General features: G+C 71.4%; 19 protein-coding genes. 8 read left to right on the top strand and 11 right to left on the bottom strand.

Features of this window, described 5'->3' with window-relative positions:
* Positions 1 to 83 precede the first annotated feature (83 nt).
* Entirely contained in the window at positions 84 to 1394 is a 1311-nt protein-coding gene (locus G3I77_RS16625) for an MFS transporter (protein ID WP_248504534.1), read from the top strand.
* Positions 1395 to 1424: 30 nt separating this feature from the next.
* Here G3I77_RS16625 and G3I77_RS16620 read toward each other — a convergent pair whose 3' ends face one another.
* Complete coding sequence (locus tag G3I77_RS16620) at positions 1425 to 2009, bottom strand: suppressor of fused domain protein (RefSeq protein ID WP_248504532.1); 585 nt, start codon at positions 2007 to 2009, stop codon at positions 1425 to 1427.
* A gap of 455 nt (positions 2010 to 2464) precedes the next feature.
* Between G3I77_RS16620 and G3I77_RS16615 the strand changes: the two genes are divergently transcribed.
* Together G3I77_RS16615 and G3I77_RS16610 are read left to right on the top strand one after the other, a co-directional pair.
* On the top strand, positions 2465 to 3580 hold the full coding sequence (locus G3I77_RS16615) for a magnesium and cobalt transport protein CorA (RefSeq protein WP_248504530.1): 1116 nt from the start codon (positions 2465 to 2467) through the stop codon (positions 3578 to 3580).
* Positions 3581 to 3603: 23 nt separating this feature from the next.
* A complete protein-coding gene (locus tag G3I77_RS16610; RefSeq protein WP_248504528.1) occupies positions 3604 to 4116 on the top strand; it encodes a hypothetical protein in 513 nt (170 codons plus the stop codon).
* 4 nt (positions 4117 to 4120) lie between these two features.
* On the opposite strand, the gene G3I77_RS16605 is transcribed toward G3I77_RS16610, so the two are convergent.
* Positions 4121 to 4876, bottom strand: coding sequence for a hypothetical protein (locus G3I77_RS16605; protein ID WP_248504526.1), 756 nt, complete (start codon positions 4874 to 4876; stop codon positions 4121 to 4123).
* A 225-nt stretch (positions 4877 to 5101) separates the two neighbouring features.
* Between G3I77_RS16605 and G3I77_RS16600 the strand changes: the two genes are divergently transcribed.
* From G3I77_RS16600 to G3I77_RS16590, 3 genes are read left to right on the top strand one after another with little or no spacing between them, the layout of a single operon-like run.
* Complete coding sequence (locus tag G3I77_RS16600; protein ID WP_248504524.1) at positions 5102 to 6385, top strand: magnesium transporter MgtE N-terminal domain-containing protein; 1284 nt, start codon at positions 5102 to 5104, stop codon at positions 6383 to 6385.
* Complete coding sequence (locus G3I77_RS16595) at positions 6375 to 6974, top strand: DUF1003 domain-containing protein (protein ID WP_248504523.1); 600 nt, start codon at positions 6375 to 6377, stop codon at positions 6972 to 6974. Before G3I77_RS16600 ends, G3I77_RS16595 begins: the two co-directional genes overlap by 11 nt.
* Before the next feature lie 42 nt (positions 6975 to 7016).
* A complete protein-coding gene (locus G3I77_RS16590; RefSeq protein WP_248504521.1) occupies positions 7017 to 8150 on the top strand; it encodes an Mrp/NBP35 family ATP-binding protein in 1134 nt (377 codons plus the stop codon).
* Between the two features lie 49 nt (positions 8151 to 8199).
* Here the strand turns inward: G3I77_RS16590 and G3I77_RS16585 are convergent, their stop codons facing one another.
* The 5 genes from G3I77_RS16585 to sigE all read right to left on the bottom strand — a co-directional run bounded on the left by G3I77_RS16585 (position 8200) and on the right by sigE (position 13592).
* Positions 8200 to 8871, bottom strand: a complete 672-nt coding sequence (locus G3I77_RS16585; protein ID WP_248504518.1) for a hypothetical protein — start codon at positions 8869 to 8871, stop codon at positions 8200 to 8202.
* A gap of 227 nt (positions 8872 to 9098) precedes the next feature.
* Positions 9099 to 9548, bottom strand: a complete 450-nt coding sequence (locus G3I77_RS16580; protein ID WP_248504517.1) for a sec-independent translocase — start codon at positions 9546 to 9548, stop codon at positions 9099 to 9101.
* 224 nt (positions 9549 to 9772) lie between these two features.
* On the bottom strand, positions 9773 to 11722 hold the full coding sequence (locus tag G3I77_RS16575) for a trypsin-like peptidase domain-containing protein (protein WP_248504515.1): 1950 nt from the start codon (positions 11720 to 11722) through the stop codon (positions 9773 to 9775).
* Positions 11723 to 11853: 131 nt separating this feature from the next.
* The gene (locus G3I77_RS16570; RefSeq protein ID WP_248504513.1) at positions 11854 to 12894 is read right to left on the bottom strand and encodes a zf-HC2 domain-containing protein; all 1041 of its coding nucleotides are present in this window, start codon (positions 12892 to 12894) and stop codon (positions 11854 to 11856) included.
* Positions 12891 to 13592, bottom strand: a complete 702-nt coding sequence (gene sigE, locus G3I77_RS16565; protein WP_248504947.1) for an RNA polymerase sigma factor SigE — start codon at positions 13590 to 13592, stop codon at positions 12891 to 12893. Before sigE ends, G3I77_RS16570 begins: the two co-directional genes overlap by 4 nt.
* A gap of 234 nt (positions 13593 to 13826) precedes the next feature.
* Here sigE and G3I77_RS16560 point away from each other — a divergent pair, with 234 nt between their 5' ends.
* Positions 13827 to 14525 (top strand): O-methyltransferase, encoded by a 699-nt coding sequence (locus G3I77_RS16560; protein ID WP_308311396.1) that lies wholly within the window; start codon positions 13827 to 13829, stop codon positions 14523 to 14525.
* A gap of 119 nt (positions 14526 to 14644) precedes the next feature.
* On the opposite strand, the gene G3I77_RS16555 is transcribed toward G3I77_RS16560, so the two are convergent.
* Positions 14645 to 14812: a DUF3117 domain-containing protein gene (locus tag G3I77_RS16555; RefSeq protein WP_003966491.1), complete on the bottom strand. Its 168-nt coding sequence runs from the start codon at positions 14810 to 14812 to the stop codon at positions 14645 to 14647.
* Positions 14813 to 14965: 153 nt separating this feature from the next.
* Positions 14966 to 15130 (bottom strand): hypothetical protein, encoded by a 165-nt coding sequence (locus G3I77_RS16550; protein ID WP_248504511.1) that lies wholly within the window; start codon positions 15128 to 15130, stop codon positions 14966 to 14968.
* 67 nt (positions 15131 to 15197) lie between these two features.
* On the opposite strand from G3I77_RS16550, the gene G3I77_RS16545 reads away from it, so the two are divergent.
* A complete protein-coding gene (locus G3I77_RS16545) occupies positions 15198 to 16001 on the top strand; it encodes an enoyl-CoA hydratase/isomerase family protein (RefSeq protein WP_248504509.1) in 804 nt (267 codons plus the stop codon).
* 58 nt (positions 16002 to 16059) lie between these two features.
* Here the strand turns inward: G3I77_RS16545 and G3I77_RS16540 are convergent, their stop codons facing one another.
* Positions 16060 to 16647 (bottom strand): DNA-3-methyladenine glycosylase I, encoded by a 588-nt coding sequence (locus G3I77_RS16540; protein WP_308311393.1) that lies wholly within the window; start codon positions 16645 to 16647, stop codon positions 16060 to 16062.
* The gene (locus tag G3I77_RS16535; protein WP_248504508.1) at positions 16644 to 17027 is read right to left on the bottom strand and encodes a DivIVA domain-containing protein; all 384 of its coding nucleotides are present in this window, start codon (positions 17025 to 17027) and stop codon (positions 16644 to 16646) included. The genes G3I77_RS16540 and G3I77_RS16535 overlap by 4 nt, the downstream gene beginning before the upstream one ends.
* Positions 17028 to 17128: the final 101 nt, after the last annotated feature.

The raw sequence follows: 17128 nt of genomic DNA, 5'->3' as shown, positions 1-17128 counted from the left end.
AGATGTAGCTTGCATTAATTAGCTTGGCTAACTTACTGTATGCATATACCAACTATCTCTGTCTCGGGAGAAGGGAGCAAGCCATGGACCCCTTCGACGCCGGAGCGGGCGGCCTCCTGAAGCAGCCCACGTCCGTGTGGGCGACCGCCGGGGCGTCGGTCGTCGCCTTCATGGGCATCGGGCTCGTCGACCCGATCCTGCCGTCCATCGCCCAGGGCCTCGACGCCACGGCGAGCCAGGTCTCCCTGCTCTTCACGTCGTACTTCCTCATCACCGCCGTGGCGATGCTGGTGACCGGCTTCGTCTCCAGCCGGATCGGCGGCCGCAGGACACTGCTGCTCGGCCTCGCGTTCGTCGTGGTGTTCGCCGGGCTCGCGGGCACCTCCGGTTCCGTCGGCGAACTGGTCGGCTTCCGGGCCGGATGGGGCCTCGGCAACGCGCTGTTCGTCTCGACGGCCCTGGCGGTCATCGTCGGCGCGGCGAATCCAGTAGGGCCCGCGCGCAGCGCGTCAGGCAAGGGTGGTGGTGGGCGACAGGCGGGAGGCAGCGCGGCGGCGATCCTGCTGTACGAGTCGGCCCTCGGCCTCGGCATGGCCTGCGGCCCGCTGCTGGGCGCCCTGCTCGGGGACGCCAGCTGGCGCTACCCGTTCTTCGGTACGGCGTTCCTGATGGCCGTCGGCTTCCTGTGCGTCACCGTGTTCCTGAAGGAGCAGCCCAAGCCGGCCCGCAAGACCTCGCTGCTGGACCCGGTCAAGGCCCTCGGCCACGGCGGCCTCGCCTCCGCGGCGGTCTCGGCGTTCTTCTACAACTACACGTTCTTCACCGTGCTGGCCTTCACGCCGTTCGTGCTGAACATGAGCCCGTACCGGTCGGGTGCGGTGTTCTTCGCCTGGGGTGTGCTGCTCGCCTTCTTCTCGGTGATCGTGGCGCCCCGGCTCCAGAAGCGGTTCGGTTCGCTGAAGGTGCTCGGCGGTTCGCTGGTGCTGCTCGCGGCCGATGTGCTGGTGCTCGGCTACGGCTCCCACCCGACCGCCGTCGTCTGCACGATCCTGTCCGGCGCCTTCATCGGCGTGAACAACACCGTCTACACCGAGCTGGCCCTCGGCGTCTCGGACGCACCCCGGCCGGTGGCGAGCGCGGGCTACAACTTCGTGCGCTGGTTCGCGGCGGCGGCCGCTCCCTACTTCGCGCCGAAGATCGAGGAGTGGACCGACATCCACATCCCGTTCGTGGTGGCGGCGGTCACCGCGGGCGCGGTCGTGGTCGCCGCACGGCGCAAGGCCCTCACCCTCCCCCAAGCTCTCGACTCCGCTCGAGCAGGGGGGACCCCCACCGCTCAGGAGCTGGAGCCGAAGCACGCGACCGAGGACGGCGTCACCGTCTTCGCCAACTGACTCTTCGCGGCCAGGGGTTGGTGAGCTTCCTCACTCCAGCGGGACGGACTTCCGGGACGGATCCCGGAGGTCCGTCCCCTGGTTCAGCCACCGCTCCCGCAACGCCTGCGCGCCGTGCACGCGCTTCCAGGCGGCCTCGTTCGGCGTCATCGGCAGCAGCGGCAGGAACCGTACGGGGTCGAGGGGCTCGTCGAGCTCCAGGTCCTCCACCAGGCCGCCCGGCTCGGCGACCAGGACCGAGGTGAAGGGGGCGCCCGGCCACAGCGGCTCACCGACGTCGAGGGACGCACCGGGAGCCACGACCAGGCCCTCCACCTGCGGAGACGCCGCGAGCACGGCGAGCGGCCGGAGCACCTTGTCGGTGTCGGCGAGCCCGGAACGGACCGAGAGGACCAGCTCGGCGCGCGGACCCTTGACCGGGTCGGCGACCACCGCCGTCGGGTCCGTCATGGGGTGCGCGGACATGCCGAGCGAGGCGTAGCGGACGATGCCGCCCTCCTGGAAGCGGAGCACCTCGACGCGGTCCGTGCCCAGGAAGGTGACCGCCGCGCGCGCGTCCGGTTCGCCCAGCGCGCTGCGCAACCGGGCTTCGACCAGAGGAAGAACATCTGCCATGCGGCGAGCATAGAACTCGTCAGTAGCGGGCAAAGCAGCACCTTGACAGTTGTGTCGGCTGCTACTCTTGCCCGGTGGTTCGGGGCAGCACGCAGAAGCGTCGCGATCAAGCCCCGACGCCGAAGGAACTCCCTTACGAGGGACCGGCCGGAGGAGGTGGGGCTGCAATGGATCGAAGTCGACCGTGCAGTAGCACCACGCTCTTCGCGCCGCCGATGTAGCTGCTCTGTTCTCTGGCTGCCACCTCTCGCACTCGCTTCACCGCGGAAGAGCGCTTCGTTTCGCTTTGCCTGATCTGCCTCAGTAGCTGAATCAGTAACGAAACCGGCCACCGCGACGGTGCGGTGCTCCCCGCTTTGTGGACGTGCCAAACATCCGTAGTCACAACGTCCTCATTCCGGGTAGTTCCACCCGTCGCCGGCGCCGTTCGTTGCACGCCCGCGAAGGAGCCCGCCATGTCGATGATCCGCGACCTGCGCGCAGTCGTCCGTCCGTCCCGTGTGTCGCTGCGCAAGGACGGCGGGACGTACGACGCCACCCGCAGCCCCGGCGCGGCCACGGCCGTCGTCGACTGCGCCGTCTACCGCGACGGCCGCCGCATCGAGACCGAGACCGCCCTGACCCCGCAGGAGGCGGTGCGCCTGGTGCGCCGCGACGGGGGCTTCGTGTGGATCGGCCTGCACGAGCCGACGGAGGCCGAATTCTCCGGCATCGCCAGCGAGTTCGGGCTGCACCCGCTCGCCGTTGAGGACGCCGTCCAGGCCCACCAGCGGCCCAAGCTGGAGCGCTACGACGACTCCCTCTTCACGGTCTTCAAGACCATCCACTACGTCGAGCACGACCAGCTCGACGCCAACAGCGAGGTCGTCGAGTCCGGCGAGGTCATGTGCTTCACCGGACGGGACTTCTTCATCACCGTCCGGCACGGCGGCCAGGGCTCCCTGCGGGCCCTCAGGCACCGCCTCCAGGACGACCCCGAGCTGCTCGCCAAGGGACCCTCGGCCGTGCTGCACGCCATCGCCGACCACGTCGTCGACGGGTACATCGCCGTCGCCGACGCGGTGCAGGACGACATCGACGAGGTCGAGACCGAGGTGTTCTCCCCGGGGCGCAAGGGCTCGCCGCGCGGTTCGGACGCCGGCCGGATCTACCAACTCAAGCGGGAGGTACTGGAGTTCAAGCGGGCCGTGTCGCCACTGCTGCGCCCCATGCAGCTGCTGAGCGAGCGGCCGATGCGGCTGATCGACCCGGACATCCAGAAGTACTTCCGGGACGTCGCCGACCACCTGGCCCGCGTCCAGGAGCAGGTCCTCGGCTTCGACGAGCTGCTCAACTCCATCCTCCAGGCCAACCTCGCGCAGGCGTCCGTCGCCCAGAACGAGGACATGCGGAAGATCACCTCGTGGGCCGCGATCATCGCCGTGCCGACGATGGTGTGCGGCGTCTACGGCATGAACTTCACGTACATGCCGGAGTTGCACTGGAAGTACGGCTACCCGGTGATCCTGAGCTTCACGGTGGCCGTCTGTCTCGGCATCCACCGCACGCTGAAGCGGAACGGGTGGCTGTGAGCAGCCTGGCTAGGCTGGGTCCCATGACAAGCGAGCTGCTCGACCAGGCCCTCGTCGAGGAGGCCACGAAGAAGTCCGGCCTCGTCTGGGTCCAGGGCCCCGACGGCCCGGCGCGTGCGCTGTGGCACGTGTGGCACGAGGGTGCCGCGTGCCTGGTCGGCGACGGGCCGGGCGAGCAGCCGCTGCCGGGGCTGGTCGACGGCGCCGAGGCGAAGGTGACGGTCCGCAGCAAGGACAAGGGCGGCCGGCTGGTCACCTGGACGGCGCGGGTCACCGAACTCGCGCCGGGCTCCGAGGCGTGGGACGCGGCGGTCGCCGAGCTCAAGGGCAAACGGCTGAACGCCCCCGACGGCGAGGCCATGACCGGCCGCTGGGCCCGTGAGTGCCGGGTACTGCGCCTGGTACCGACCGGGGCGACGGCGCCGCTGCCCGACGGCTCCCTGTCCGAGCCGCCCCTGCCGTCCCCGGCGCTCACCCGCCGACCGGTCCCCGCGGGGCTGCCCCGCCTGCTGCTGAAGAAGCGCAAACGGACCTGACGGCCTACGACGTCGGCAGCTGCTTGCCGTAGTCCACCGTCTCGTTCTTCTCCGGCTCCCTGAGGGAGAAGTCCTCACCCCAGGCGGAGAACGTGAGGGTGCCCGCCCCGCCGGCCCGCTCCAGGCGCAGCGGGTACGGCTTGCCCTCGAGGGAGACCTCCAGGGTGCCGCCGGAGCCCTTGTCACCGGTGACGCGGATGGTGCGGACGCCCGCCTCCTCGTCGTGGCCGTCCGTCGCGAGCGTCCCGTGCAGGGTCAGCAGACCGTCGAGGAGGAGACCCTTGTCCGTGAAACCGCTGAACTTCTTGTACGAGGGGTCGCCCTTCGGCACCTTCACATACTTGCCGCCGAGCTTGGAGGCCGCCGCCGCGTCCGACTTGCCGCTCCCGCCCTGGCCGCTGCCGTGAGTCCAGAACTCGGCGTCCGCCATGACGTAGAGCTGCTCGCCGATGCGCAGCAGTTTGAAGGTCGCCCCCTTCGAGGTGACCGACCCGTCGCCGCCGTCGTCCTTCAGCCGCATGTCGAGCGTGTAGGTCCGCCCGCCGCTGACGACGTTGCCGTGCACACGGACCGCCCCGGCGGACTCGGCGGCCGAGCGGGTCTTGCCCTGGATCTTGGCGGCGGGGAGTCTGCCGACCCCGTTGGTGCCCTCGTTCGGATCCTCCGCGCAGCCGGTGAGCACCGTCCCCGTCACGAGCAGCGCGCACGTCACGCTCGCGAGTGCGGCTCTGCGGCCACGGCTCTGGCGAATCGGAGTCACAGGTGGAGCTGCCTCTCTGACGGGAGACCTGAACGGCGTACCGCAGGGTACCGGGGTCGTGCGGGCAGATCGGAGCCAGTCCGTCCGGACCGCCCGCCGACGCGTCGCCGATCGGGACGGGCTAGCCTGAAGCCCACCCGAGCGGGCAATTCGGAAGACACAGACACAAGGACAGCCACCCACAACGGCATCACGAACCACCCCGCACGAAAAGGAGCCGCGGCCATGGCAGCGGGCGCCCCCCGGATCTTCGTCTCGCACCTCTCCGGTATCGCCGTCTTCGACCCCGCCGGCGACCAGGTGGGGCGGGTGCGCGATCTGGTCGTCATGCTGCGCGTGGGGCAGCGACCGCCGAGACTGCTCGGCCTCGTCGTCGAACTCGCCACCCGCCGCCGCATCTTCCTGCCCATGACCCGGGTCACGGCCATCCAGTCCGGCCAGGTCATCACCACCGGCGTGCTGAACGTCCGGCGCTTCGAGCAGCGGCCCACCGAGCGGCTCGTCTTCGGGGAGCTGCTGGACCGGCGCGTGACGCTCACCGAGACCGGCGAGGAGGTCTCCGTGCTCGACCTGTCGGTGCATCAGCTGCCGGCCCGCCGGGAGTGGGAGATCGACCGGGTCTTCGTCCGCAAGGGCCGCAAGGGAAGCGCCTTCCGGCGCGCCAAGGGCGAGGCACTGACCGTCGAGTGGACCGCCGTGACCGGCTTCTCCCTGGAGGAGCAGGGGCAGGGCGCGGAGAGCCTCCTCGCCACGTTCGAGCAGCTGCGCCCGGCCGACCTGGCCAACGTCCTGCACCACCTCTCCCCCAAGCGCCGGGCCGAGGTCGCCGCCGCCCTGGACGACGACCGCCTGGCCGACGTGCTGGAGGAGCTCCCGGAGGACGACCAGATCGAGATCCTCGGCAAGCTCAAGGAGGAGCGCGCCGCCGACGTCCTGGAGGCCATGGACCCCGACGACGCCGCCGACCTGCTGGGCGAGCTGCCCACCGACGACCAGGAGCGGCTGCTGCGCCTGATGCAGCCCGGCGACGCGGCCGACATGCGGCGCCTGATGTCGTACGAGGACCGCACGGCGGGCGGTCTGATGACCACGGAACCGATCGTGCTGCGGCCGGACGCCACCGTCGCCGACGCGCTCGCCCGCGTCCGTAACGCCGACCTCTCCCCCGCACTGGCGGCCCAGGTCTACGTCTGCCGCCCACCCGACGACACCCCGACCGGCAAGTACCTGGGCACCGTCCACTTCCAGCGCCTGCTGCGGGAGCCACCGCCCTCGCTGGTCAGCTCGATCCTGGACAGCGACCTGCAGCCCCTCGACCCCGAGGCGGAGCTGCCGGCCATCGCGGGCTTCTTCGCCACGTACGACATGGTCGCGGCCCCCGTGGTCGACGAGGCCGGCTCGCTGCTGGGCGCGGTGACCGTGGACGACGTACTCGACCACATGCTCCCCGAGGACTGGCGGGAGACCGAGTTCCACTTGGACGAGGAGGTGGCGACCGATGGTTCCTGAGCGCGACACCCTGCGCGAGCGCACGCCGACGGGCGCCACGGCCGCCTCCCGGCCGCGCGCCGCCCGCCTCGACCAGCCGGGGGTGCCCCGGCACCGGATCCTGCCCGAGTACGACCCGGAGGCCTTCGGCCGGTTCTCGGAACGCATCGCCCGCTTCCTCGGCACCGGACGGTTCCTGGTCTGGATGACGGCCGCCATCATCCTGTGGGTGGCGTGGAACAGCCTCGCGCCCCGGCCCCTGCGGTTCGACGAGTACCCGTTCATCTTCCTGACCCTGATGCTGTCGCTCCAGGCCTCCTACGCCGCCCCGCTGATCCTGCTCGCGCAGAACCGGCAGGACGACCGCGACCGGGTCAACCTGGAGCAGGACCGCAAGCAGAACGAGCGGTCGATCGCGGACACGGAGTACCTGACCCGCGAGATCGCGGCCCTGCGCATCGGCCTGGGCGAGGTCGCCACCCGCGACTGGATCCGCTCGGAGTTCCAGGACGTGATCAAGGAGCTGGAGGAACGGCAGAACGGCCATCGTCACGACCCCGTCGTATTCCCGGCGGAACGGTCACGGGGACGTGACGCAGACGACCGCTGAGACGCTTTCCTACGCACCGGTAGAGCGCCGTACCATCGTCCTATGGCTACGGAAGACGCGGTGCGCGAGGCACTGGCGACGGTGAACGACCCCGAGATCCACAAGCCCATCACCGAACTCGGGATGGTCAAGTCCGTGGAGATCGGCGCGGACGGGGCGGTCGCGGTCACCGTGTACCTCACGGTCTCGGGCTGCCCGATGCGGGACACGATCACGCAGCGCGTGACCGACGCGGTCTCCGCGGTCGAGGGGGTCACCCGCGTCGACGTCACGCTCGACGTGATGAGCGACGAGCAGCGCCGCGAGCTGGCGTCCGCCCTGCGCGGCGGCCAGACCGAGCGCGAGGTGCCCTTCGCCAAGCCGGGCAGCCTGACCCGTGTCTACGCGGTCGCCTCCGGCAAGGGCGGCGTCGGCAAGTCCTCGGTGACGGTGAACCTGGCGGCGGCGATGGCGGCCGACGGCCTCAAGGTCGGTGTCGTCGACGCCGACATCTACGGCCACTCCGTGCCGCGCATGCTGGGCGCGGACGGCCGTCCCACCCAGGTCGAGAACATGATCATGCCGCCGTCCGCGAACGGCGTGAAGGTCATCTCCATCGGCATGTTCACCCCGGGCAACGCCCCGGTCGTCTGGCGCGGCCCGATGCTCCACCGCGCCCTCCAGCAGTTCCTCGCGGACGTGTACTGGGGCGACCTGGACGTCCTGCTGCTGGACCTGCCGCCCGGCACCGGCGACATCGCGATCTCCGTCGCCCAACTGGTCCCGAACGCCGAGATCCTGGTCGTCACGACGCCGCAGCAGGCGGCGGCCGAGGTCGCCGAGCGCGCGGGCTCCATCGCCGTCCAGACCCACCAGAAGATCGTCGGCGTGGTCGAGAACATGTCCGGTCTGCCCTGCCCGCACTGCGACGAGATGGTCGACGTCTTCGGCACGGGCGGCGGCCAGGTGGTCGCCGACGGCCTGACCCGCACGACCGGCACGAACGTCCCGGTCCTCGGCAGCATCCCCATCGACGTCCGACTCCGCGAGGGCGGCGACGACGGCCGGCCCGTCGTCCTGACGGACCCGGACTCCCCAGCGGGCTCGGCCCTCCGGGCGATCGCGGGCAAGCTGGGCGGCCGCCAGCGCGGCCTGTCGGGCCTGTCCCTGGGGATCACCCCGAGGAACAAGTTCTGAGACGTCCTGCTTTTTCCGGGGCGCCGAAACACCCGGCGCCCCGGTGGCCTCACGCGTAGGCGGCGATGTCCTTCACCACGGCGAACCCGAGCCCATAGGCACTCATGCCCCTGCCGTACGCCCCGACGTGAACCCCTGCCGAGGTGGAACCGGCCAGCACCCAGCCGAACTCGGACTCCCGGTAGTGGAACGCCGTCGGCACCCCGTCCACGGGAAGCGACAGCGTCGACCAGTCGGCCCCGTCCAGGTCGTCCGCCAGCACCCACGCGGTCTCGGTCTGCTGCTCCAGCCAGTCGTCCCGCAGCGTGTGGTCCATCGACCCGGGCCAGGTGAAGGACAGCAGTCCCACACCCGCGAGCCACGCCGCGGAGGACACCGACGTGGCCTCCAGCAGCCCCGTACCGTCCGCCGTGCGCCGTGAGGGATTCGCCGCCACGGTCACGACGACCGCGAACTTCTCCTTGGCCTCCTGATCGCCCCCGGCGGCATGCTCGTTGCGCACCGTGGGTTCGTCCCCGTGCCCGATCGACCCGTGTTCCACGGCTCCGTCGGCCGTCGTACCGACCTGCATCAGCCAGCGCGGCCCCGTGAAGGCCTCATCGAGGCCGTACCACGGGAAGGGCGCACGCAGGTAGCCGTCGACCGTACGCCGGGCGAAGGGGAGCTGTTGTCCACCCTCCGCGGCCGGCGTCTGCGCGACTTCCCGACTCGTCGTCTCCATGTGCCCGGACGCCTCCTCGCTCTAGTCGGACCAAAACGGCCCGCCCCCCTTCGGGCGTACTCGTCACGGTCCGCACAACAACTCGGCAGCATAGCCACACCGCTGCGAGCAGCAGGGAAACCGCCCGGCGCGGGGGCCGCACGGGCGCCCGGTTCAGGCCGTACACAGCCCGACCGGAGTATGAAACGCGTCACGCGCGCGGGGGTGTGCGCCCCTGGGCGTGTCGCTCAGGTGGCGTCCGCGTCGAAGGGCGGCCGGTCGTCCGGAGCGGGCGTCTGAGGCTTCTTCGTCATGTCGATCCGGCCACCGGACGAACCGGCGGCGCCGGCGGACGACCCGGAGGACGAGTCGGAGTCACGGCTGTGGACGGCGTCGGTGACCTCGGCCATCTCCTTCTTCAGGTCGAAGCCGTTGCGGATCTCCTTGAGCCCCAGGTCCTCGTTGTCCAGCTGCTTGCGGAGGTAGGCCTTGGGGTTGAGGTCCTCGAACTCGAAGTCCTTGAACTCCGGGCCGAGTTCCTCCCGGATGTCGTTCTTGGCGCTCTCCGAGAACTCACGGATCTTCCGGATCGTGCGCGTCACGTCCTGGATGACCTTGGGGAGCTTGTCCGGACCGAAGACGAGCACGGCGAGGACGATGAGCGTCACCAGCTCGAGTGGTCCTATGTCATTGAACACCTGAAGCTCCTTGCGATGTCCTCGGTCCTCGGTCCTCGGCCCTCGTGGTCGGTGCGGGTCTTGCCGTGGTCCGGGCCGGATCCACGGTACCCGGCGATCCTGTCGGACCGGTACTGTCCCGGGACCTCCGAGTGCGGGAGGTGGGAGCGCTTTCCCGATTGTTTGCCTTGTCGGTCCCTTGTGCGGGCTGCTGAGCCGTCTCCGCGGGTCCCGGACCTCATGCCTCAGCCACCGGCCGAGCCGAGGACGAGCGAGACCTTCCGCTCCTTGCCGCCGCGCTCGACGGTCAGTTCCAGCCGGTCGCCGGGGCGGTGCGCCCGGGTCTTGACGATCAGTTCCTCGCCGGTGTGCACCCGTTGGCCGTCGACCTCGGTGATGACATCGCCCGCCTTGATCCCGGCCTTGGCGCCCGGGCCGCCCGCGGTGACCGGCGCTCCGCCCTCGCTGCGCTCGGCGGCGACACGGGCGCCGTCGCCCGTGTAGTCCATGTCCAGGGTGATGCCGATGACCGGGTGGGTCGCCTTCCCGGTGTTGATCAGCTCTTCGGCGACGCGTTTGCCCTGGTTGATGGGTATGGCGAAGCCGAGGCCTATCGAACCGGCCCGGCCGCTGTCCTGCGTGGAGCCGCTGTCCGCCGAGCGGATGGCCGAGTTGATGCCGATGACCCGGGCCCGGGCGTCCAGCAGCGGGCCGCCGGAGTTGCCGGGGTTGATGGGCGCGTCGGTCTGCAGCGCGTCGACGTACGACACGTCGCTGCCGTCGCCCTTCTCACCGCCGGCCGTGATGGGCCGCTGCTTGGCGCTGATGATGCCGGAGGTGACCGTGCCGGCCAGGTCGAAGGGGGCGCCGATGGCCACGACCGGGTCGCCGACCTGCACGTTGTCCGAGTTGCCGAGGGGCAGCGGGGTGAGTCCGCTGACGCCCTTCACCTTGACGACGGCGAGGTCGTAGCCGCTGTCCCGGCCGACGATCTCGGCTTGGGCGGTCTGCCCGCCGTTGAAGGTCACGGTGATCTCGCCGCCCGATCCGGCGGGCTGCACGACGTGGTTGTTGGTGAGGATGTGCCCGCGGGTGTCGAGCACGAAGCCGGTGCCCGTGCCCTGCTCGCCCGCGCCGCTGACATGCAGGGTGACCACGCTGGGCAGGGCCCGCCCGGCGATCCCGGCCACACTGTCCGCGTCCCGCGCGGAGGCCTCTTTCCCGGCCTGCGGCAGCTCGAGGGTCCCGACGCCCCCGTTCCGCTCCAGATACGTCCCTACGGCGCCGCCGAGGCCCCCGGACACGAGCGCGAGCAGCACGGCGCCGAGCACCAGGGACTTCTTGCCCCGCTTGCGCCGCTGCTCCGTGCTCAGCACGGCGGCGCCGTTCTGCTGGAGAGGGCCGTGCCCGCCGGCAGACGCGGGAGCCGCCCAGGGGTCGTAGCGCTGCCAGGGGGTGGGGGCGGGGCTGGCCGGCTCTGGTGCTGGAGGCTCGGCGTAGACCGGCGCCGCGGGCGGCACCGCGGCCGGCATGGGTGCGGGGGCGCCGGGGGCCGGCATCTCGGCCGGCGCGTGCGCGGCAGGCGCGGGGCTGTTGGGGGCCGGTGCAGGCGGTGTGCCGTGGGGCGGAGGAACGGCAGGGGTGCCCGGTATCGCCACGCCCTGCGCGGGGGTCGTCGCGGGGTGCTGGACGGGCGGCGCGGGCGCCCAGGGACCGGGCTCGCCGTAGGGCGGGGTGCTGTAGGGGTCGGGGTCGTGCAGCGGCCTGGGAGCGCCCTCGGCCGGCACGGCGGGTGAGGCGGAGGTGACGGGGGCGTCCTGGCCGGCCTGCCGGGCGGCTGGGACCGCGGCAGCGGCCTCCACGGCGCCCCGGTCCATGGTCCGAGCCGGGGCGCCGTCGCCGGGCTCCGCCGCCCCGGGCGCCGATGCGGAGGGCTCCCCCGCGCCCTGGGCCGGAACCGCCTCGGGACGCCTCAGCTCGTAGTCGCCGTCGTCGTCGTGCCGAGCCGCGGGACGTGCCAGCTCGAAGTCCCCGTCGGTGCCGGTCAGGTCGGCCGGGGCCGTCAGCGGCCCGGGCACCCCGTTCACGCCCGGGTCCCGCGCCACGGCCCGGTCCGTACCCTCCGGCTCCCCCGCAAGGTTCTGCGGCCGTGGACGGCTCCACCACTTCGCCTTCGTGGGCTTCCCCTCGTTCATGCTCTCCCCACAGCCGCGGCACGGCTCGTCGCGGTGGCCGCTGTTCGTCGAATCGGCGCCCGGCCACACCTGGGCAGCGGGCGACAACCCCCGGATTCAATCAGGTTCGCGTGCCGCTGCGCAGACGCCGGTCAGTGAGCCGTACGGGGGGAGGCGGAGGAAGAGGCGGACGAGGCCGGGTCCGGAAGGGGCACGGCGAACAGGGGTGCCGTGATCTCGGGGACCGCGGACCACGAGGTCAGGGCGGCCGGCGTGGCCGCCTCGAGCGGACGTATCAGCGGGGACATGACGGCGGCACCGGCCACCACCGGGGCGGTCAGCGCGTGCAGCGCGTGGTGCTGAGCGGCGGGCGCCACCCCGGGCAGCAGCGGGGCGGAGACCTCGGTCGGGGCGACCGGGGTGTGGCCGAGCATGTTCTGGCCGGGCGCCTGCCCGAGCAGCGGCGCGGTCCGGCGGCGCTGGGATTCGGGCGATGTCGCGGCGCCGGAGCCCTGGGGGCGCACCGGGGTCACGTTGCTCCCCGCGCCCTGGCCGCCGCGGGCATCCGTGTCGGTCGGGGTGCCAGAGGTGACGCCGCCCAGCGCGATCGCGGCCAGGGACACGGCACCGGCGGCCACGAACGCGAAGCGCAGCCGCGAGGAGGACCGGTCGCCGTCGTGCCGGCCGACGTCGTGGATGCGGAAGCCCCTCTCCGAGGGAAGGCCCCGGTGATCGGAGGGCAGGCCGCTGGAGTCGGAGGGGAGGCTCCGGTTTCCCGGGGACGCGGGCAGCACGGGCAGGTGCGGCCGGGACGGGGCGTACCCGAACTCGAAGCGCTCGCCGCGCTTCACGCCGAAGGCCCCGGACGATCCGAACCGTCCGGACAGACTTCCGGGCAGCCCTCCTCCGCCCGGCGGTGTGGCATCACCGTCCGGGCCGCCGCCCGCGGGTAGTCCCTGCAGGCGGGCCAGGAAACTCTCGGAGGGGGGCGGCGGGGCCGCCTCCGCGAAGACGTTCTTCAGCCGGCGCTGGGCGTCCACCTCCGCCTTGCACTTCGGGCAGGTGGCCACATGCGCCAGTACGCGCTCACGCGCGTCATGACCGAGCTCTCCGTCCACCAGGGCGGAGAGTCGGTCTCCCAGATGCTGCTCTGCGAGGTGACCCTCGGAGGCTTTCGGCCGAGATCCGCTCACGCGCTCGCGCCCCCTCCTCCCAGGGCGGGAACACGGGGCACGAAGGAGCGGCGCTCGGCACGCGCCTCCGGTGAGCGGTGCGCGAGGGCCTTGCGCAGCTGGGACCGGCCACGGTGGATCCGCGAGCGGACCGTGCCGAGCTTGACGCCGAGAGTCGCGGCGATCTCCTCGTACGACAGCCCTTCGATGTCGCACAGGACGACCGCGGCGCGGAACTCCGGGGCCAGGGTGTCGAGGGCCTGCTGGACGTCCGCGTCGAAGTGCGCGTCGTTGAAGGCCTGCTGCGGCGTGGGCTCCTTGCTGGGCAGCCGCTCGGCCGCGTCCTCGCCGAGCGCGTCGAAGCGGATGCGCTGCTTGCGACGGACCATGTCCAGGAACAGGTTCGTGGTGATGCGGTGCAGCCAGCCCTCGAAGGTGCCCGGCGTGTAGGTCGACAGTGAGCGGAAGACGCGGACGAAGACCTCCTGCGTGAGGTCCTCCGCGTCGTGCTGGTTGCCGGTCAGGCGGTAGGCGAGCCGGTAGACCCGGCCGCTGTGCGTGCTGACGATCTCCTCCCACGTGGGCGGAGTCCACGCCTGCCCGTCCGCGTCGGTGGTGAAGGTCGCGGTCTGGGCGAAGTCAGCGGCGTGACTGTGGTCAGCAGCGGTGTCGTTCACAGATGTCGGCCTGCCCGCCGATCCGAGGAAGCGCCGGAGCACTCCTGCGCGATCCACAGGCGCAGCCGCACCTCCCCTGTCAGCTCTGGTGGTGTCCAGTGGAGCCCCTACCATAGCCACCTCGCCCGTTAGGACCGGATAAGCGCTTTTACGAGAATTTGATCTGGGCTGATACGCCTCGTACTGCTGCGTTGGCACTTGCTCGGCGTCCTGATCCACGGCCCGCCCCCCGTCCCGACCCGCGCCACTTGCTCATCCCTTTAAACGACCGGTCCCATCTGCGGGTTCCCGTGCCCAACGGATACAGTCACGCCGAGGCATCCACGGGGACAGGAGAGGGTCATTACCGGCAACCGGCAGACGAGCTGGGCGTTCGCCGACGCCTATGTCGCCGAGGACGAAGCGCTGCACTGGGCCCGGGACCGGGCCCGTGAGGCAGGGCTGCGCTCGGTGACGCCCGGCACGGGCGCCGCGCTGCGGTTGCTGGCCGCGTCGGTCGACGCGAAGGCCGTCGCCGAGATCGGGACCGGCTGCGGTGTCTCCGGGATCCACCTCCTGCACGGTATGCGGCCCGACGGTGTCCTGACGACCGTGGACCCCGAGCCGGAGCACCAGCAGTTCGCCCGCCAGGCCTTCCGCGCCTCCGGCTTCGCCAGCAACCGGGCCCGCTTCATCCCCGGCCGGGCCCTGGACGTGCTGCCCCGCCTCGCGGACGCCGGATACGACCTGGTCTTCTGCGACGGCGACCGGCTGGAGGTCATGGACTACCTCGCTGAATCGTTGCGTCTGCTGCGCACCGGCGGGCTGGTCGTCTTCGAGGGCGCCTTCGCGAACGGCCGGACGGTGGACTCCGGTCCGCAGCCCACGGAGGTGCTGCGGCTGCGGGAGCTGCTGCGCGCGGTGCGTGAGAGCCAGGAGCTGGTGCCGTCCCTGCTGCCGGTGGGCGACGGGCTGCTGTGCGCGGTGAAACGCTGACCGGGACGGCACGTTAGCGGAGCCGAAGCCGGGGCAGGCGAGTGTCATCGGTGAGAAAACAGCCGCCCCGGCATCACGGGTGATGCCGGGGCAACTGAAGGGGTATGGTCGCTTGCGCGTCAGCCGACGACCTTCTTGAGGGCGTCGCCGAGCGCGTCGGCCTCGTCAGGGGTCAGCTCGACGACGAGCCGACCGCCGCCTTCGAGCGGAACGCGCATGACGATGCCCCGCCCCTCCTTGGTCACCTCGAGCGGGCCATCACCCGTTCGCGGCTTCATGGCCGCCATGCTCGTTCCCCTTCCTGAAACCCAGCTCATCGTCAAAGCCGACGGCCCCTGAGAAGGGCACACGTGCGGCCCTTGTGGCAGGACACGCGACACCGGCATCGAACACATTGCTTCCAGGCCATTATCCCGCATCGCAGGACCCGATGACCAACATCAGTCGGCATCGCTTGGGCAACGCACGCGAGCAAAACCACTCAATTCGGCGATCAGACTGCGATACTCCGCCACCGCACACACATCCGCCGAACCAATCCGGACGAGAATTCTTTGACGCAGGTCACACGTCCGGTCAGGTTCCCCGTCGGCGATCTCCGTCATGCTGTCCTGCAGACCCGGGGCGTACCGGCCGGTACGCCCCCGATCCGCGACCCGGAGGGGATACGCCATGACCGACACCGTGCTCTACGAGGTGAGCGACGGACTCGCGACGATCACGCTGAACCGCCCGGAGGCGATGAACGCGCTGAACGTGGAGACCAAGGTCGCCCTGCGGGAGGCGGTCCGGTCCGCGGCGGAGGACGCGGCCGTACGGGCGGTGCTGCTGACCGCCGCCGGTGACCGGGCGTTCTGCGTCGGGCAGGACCTCAAGGAGCACATCGGGCTGCTGGTCCAGGACCGGGAGACGGGGTCGGGGCAGACCATGAGCACGGTGCGGGAGCACTACAACCCGATCGTGCGAGCCCTGGCCGCGGCGGCGAAGCCGGTGGTCGCCGCCGTGAACGGGGTGGCGGCCGGGGCGGGCTTCGGCTTCGCGCTCGCGGCGGACTACCGGATCGTGGCGGACACGGCGGCGTTCAACACCTCGTTCGCCGGGGTCGCCCTGACCGCGGACTCGGGGATCTCCTGGACGCTGCCGAGGGTGGTCGGACCGGGGCGGGCTGCCGACCTGCTGCTCTTCCCGCGGAGCATCACCGCACAGGAGGCGTACGAGCTCGGCATCGCCAACCGGCTGGTGCCTGCCGGGGAGCTGCGGGCGGAGGCCGAGAAGGTGGCGCGGGCGCTGGCCGAGGGGCCGACGGTGGCGCTCGCGGCGCTGAAGGAGTCGGTGGCCTACGGTCTGACGCACTCCTTGGAGGAGGCCCTGGAGAAGGAGGACGAGCTCCAGACCCGGGCCGGTTCGTCCGAGGATCACGCGATCGCGGTGCAGGCCTTCGTCAACAAGGAGAAGCCGAAGTATCTGGGCCGGTGAGCTCCGGGGTGCAGCGCCGTCGGGGCCGCGGGGCCTGTGCGACGGGGCCCCGCGCCCCTCAAGCGGCGCTTCTCGCCACGCATGTCTGAAGGTGGTCGTCCACCAGGCCGCACGCCTGCATCAGGGCGTACGCCGTCGTCGGGCCGACGAAGCGCAGGCCGCGCTTCTTCAGGGCCTTGGACAGGGCCGTCGACTCGGGTGTGAAGGGTGGGACGTCGGAGAGGGATTCCGGGATCGGGCGGGCGGCCGGGTCGGGGGCGTGGGACCAGATCAGGGCGTCCAGTTCGCCCGGGGACCATTCGGTGAGCGCACGCGCGTTGGCGAGGGTCGCGTCGATCTTGGCGCGGTTGCGGATGATGCCGGCGTCGGCCAGCAGTCGCTCGCGGTCCTCGTCGGTGAAGGCGGCGACCGAGGTGATCTTGAAGTCGGCGAAGGCGGCGCGGAAGCCGGGGCGGCGGCGCAGGATCGTGATCCAGGACAGGCCGGACTGGAAGGCCTCCAGGCTGAGCCGCTCGAAGAGCGCGTCGTCGCCGTGGACCGGACGGCCCCACTCCTCGTCGTGGTACGCGATGTACTCCGGGGCGGACAGGGCCCAGGGGCAGCGCAGCGCGCCGTCCGGGCCGGCCAGGGCGGCTCCGTCGCTCACGGCCGGTCCTCCCGCCCCGGCTTCTCCATGGAGACGTGGTTCTCCCCGGACGCGTGCACCGGCCCGTGGGCGGAGGCCGAGCGGGCACCGGCCAGGGCCGACTCCAGGTCGGCGATGCGGGCGTCGCGCTCGGCGAGCTCGGCGCCCAGGCGGCTGAGGGCGTCGTCCACGTCGCCCATCCGGTAGCCGCGGGCGGCGAGCGGGAAGCGCAGGGCCTCCACGTCCGCGCGGTCGACCGGGCGGTCCGGGGGCAGCGGGTCCCGCAGCCGCTCGGGGGCGGCCTCGGGCAGCGGGCCGCTCTCGCCGCCGCCCACCACGGCGAGCGTCACCGCGCCGACCACGACGGCGAGCGCGACGACCAGGAACAGGAACATAACCATCGCGGGGCCCCCACGGTCGGATGGATCGGACTCTTCGGAAGTCCGCCGAGTCGGATGTTGTCAGGCTCCGATCGTGCCATGCGAGTCCGACGGCTAGGGTC

This window comes from Streptomyces sp. D2-8, assembly GCF_023184515.1.
In the GTDB taxonomy this organism is placed as follows: domain Bacteria; phylum Actinomycetota; class Actinomycetes; order Streptomycetales; family Streptomycetaceae; genus Streptomyces.
Note: the sequence above shows the minus strand (reverse complement) of the source record. Positions and strands in the feature narration are given on the sequence as shown.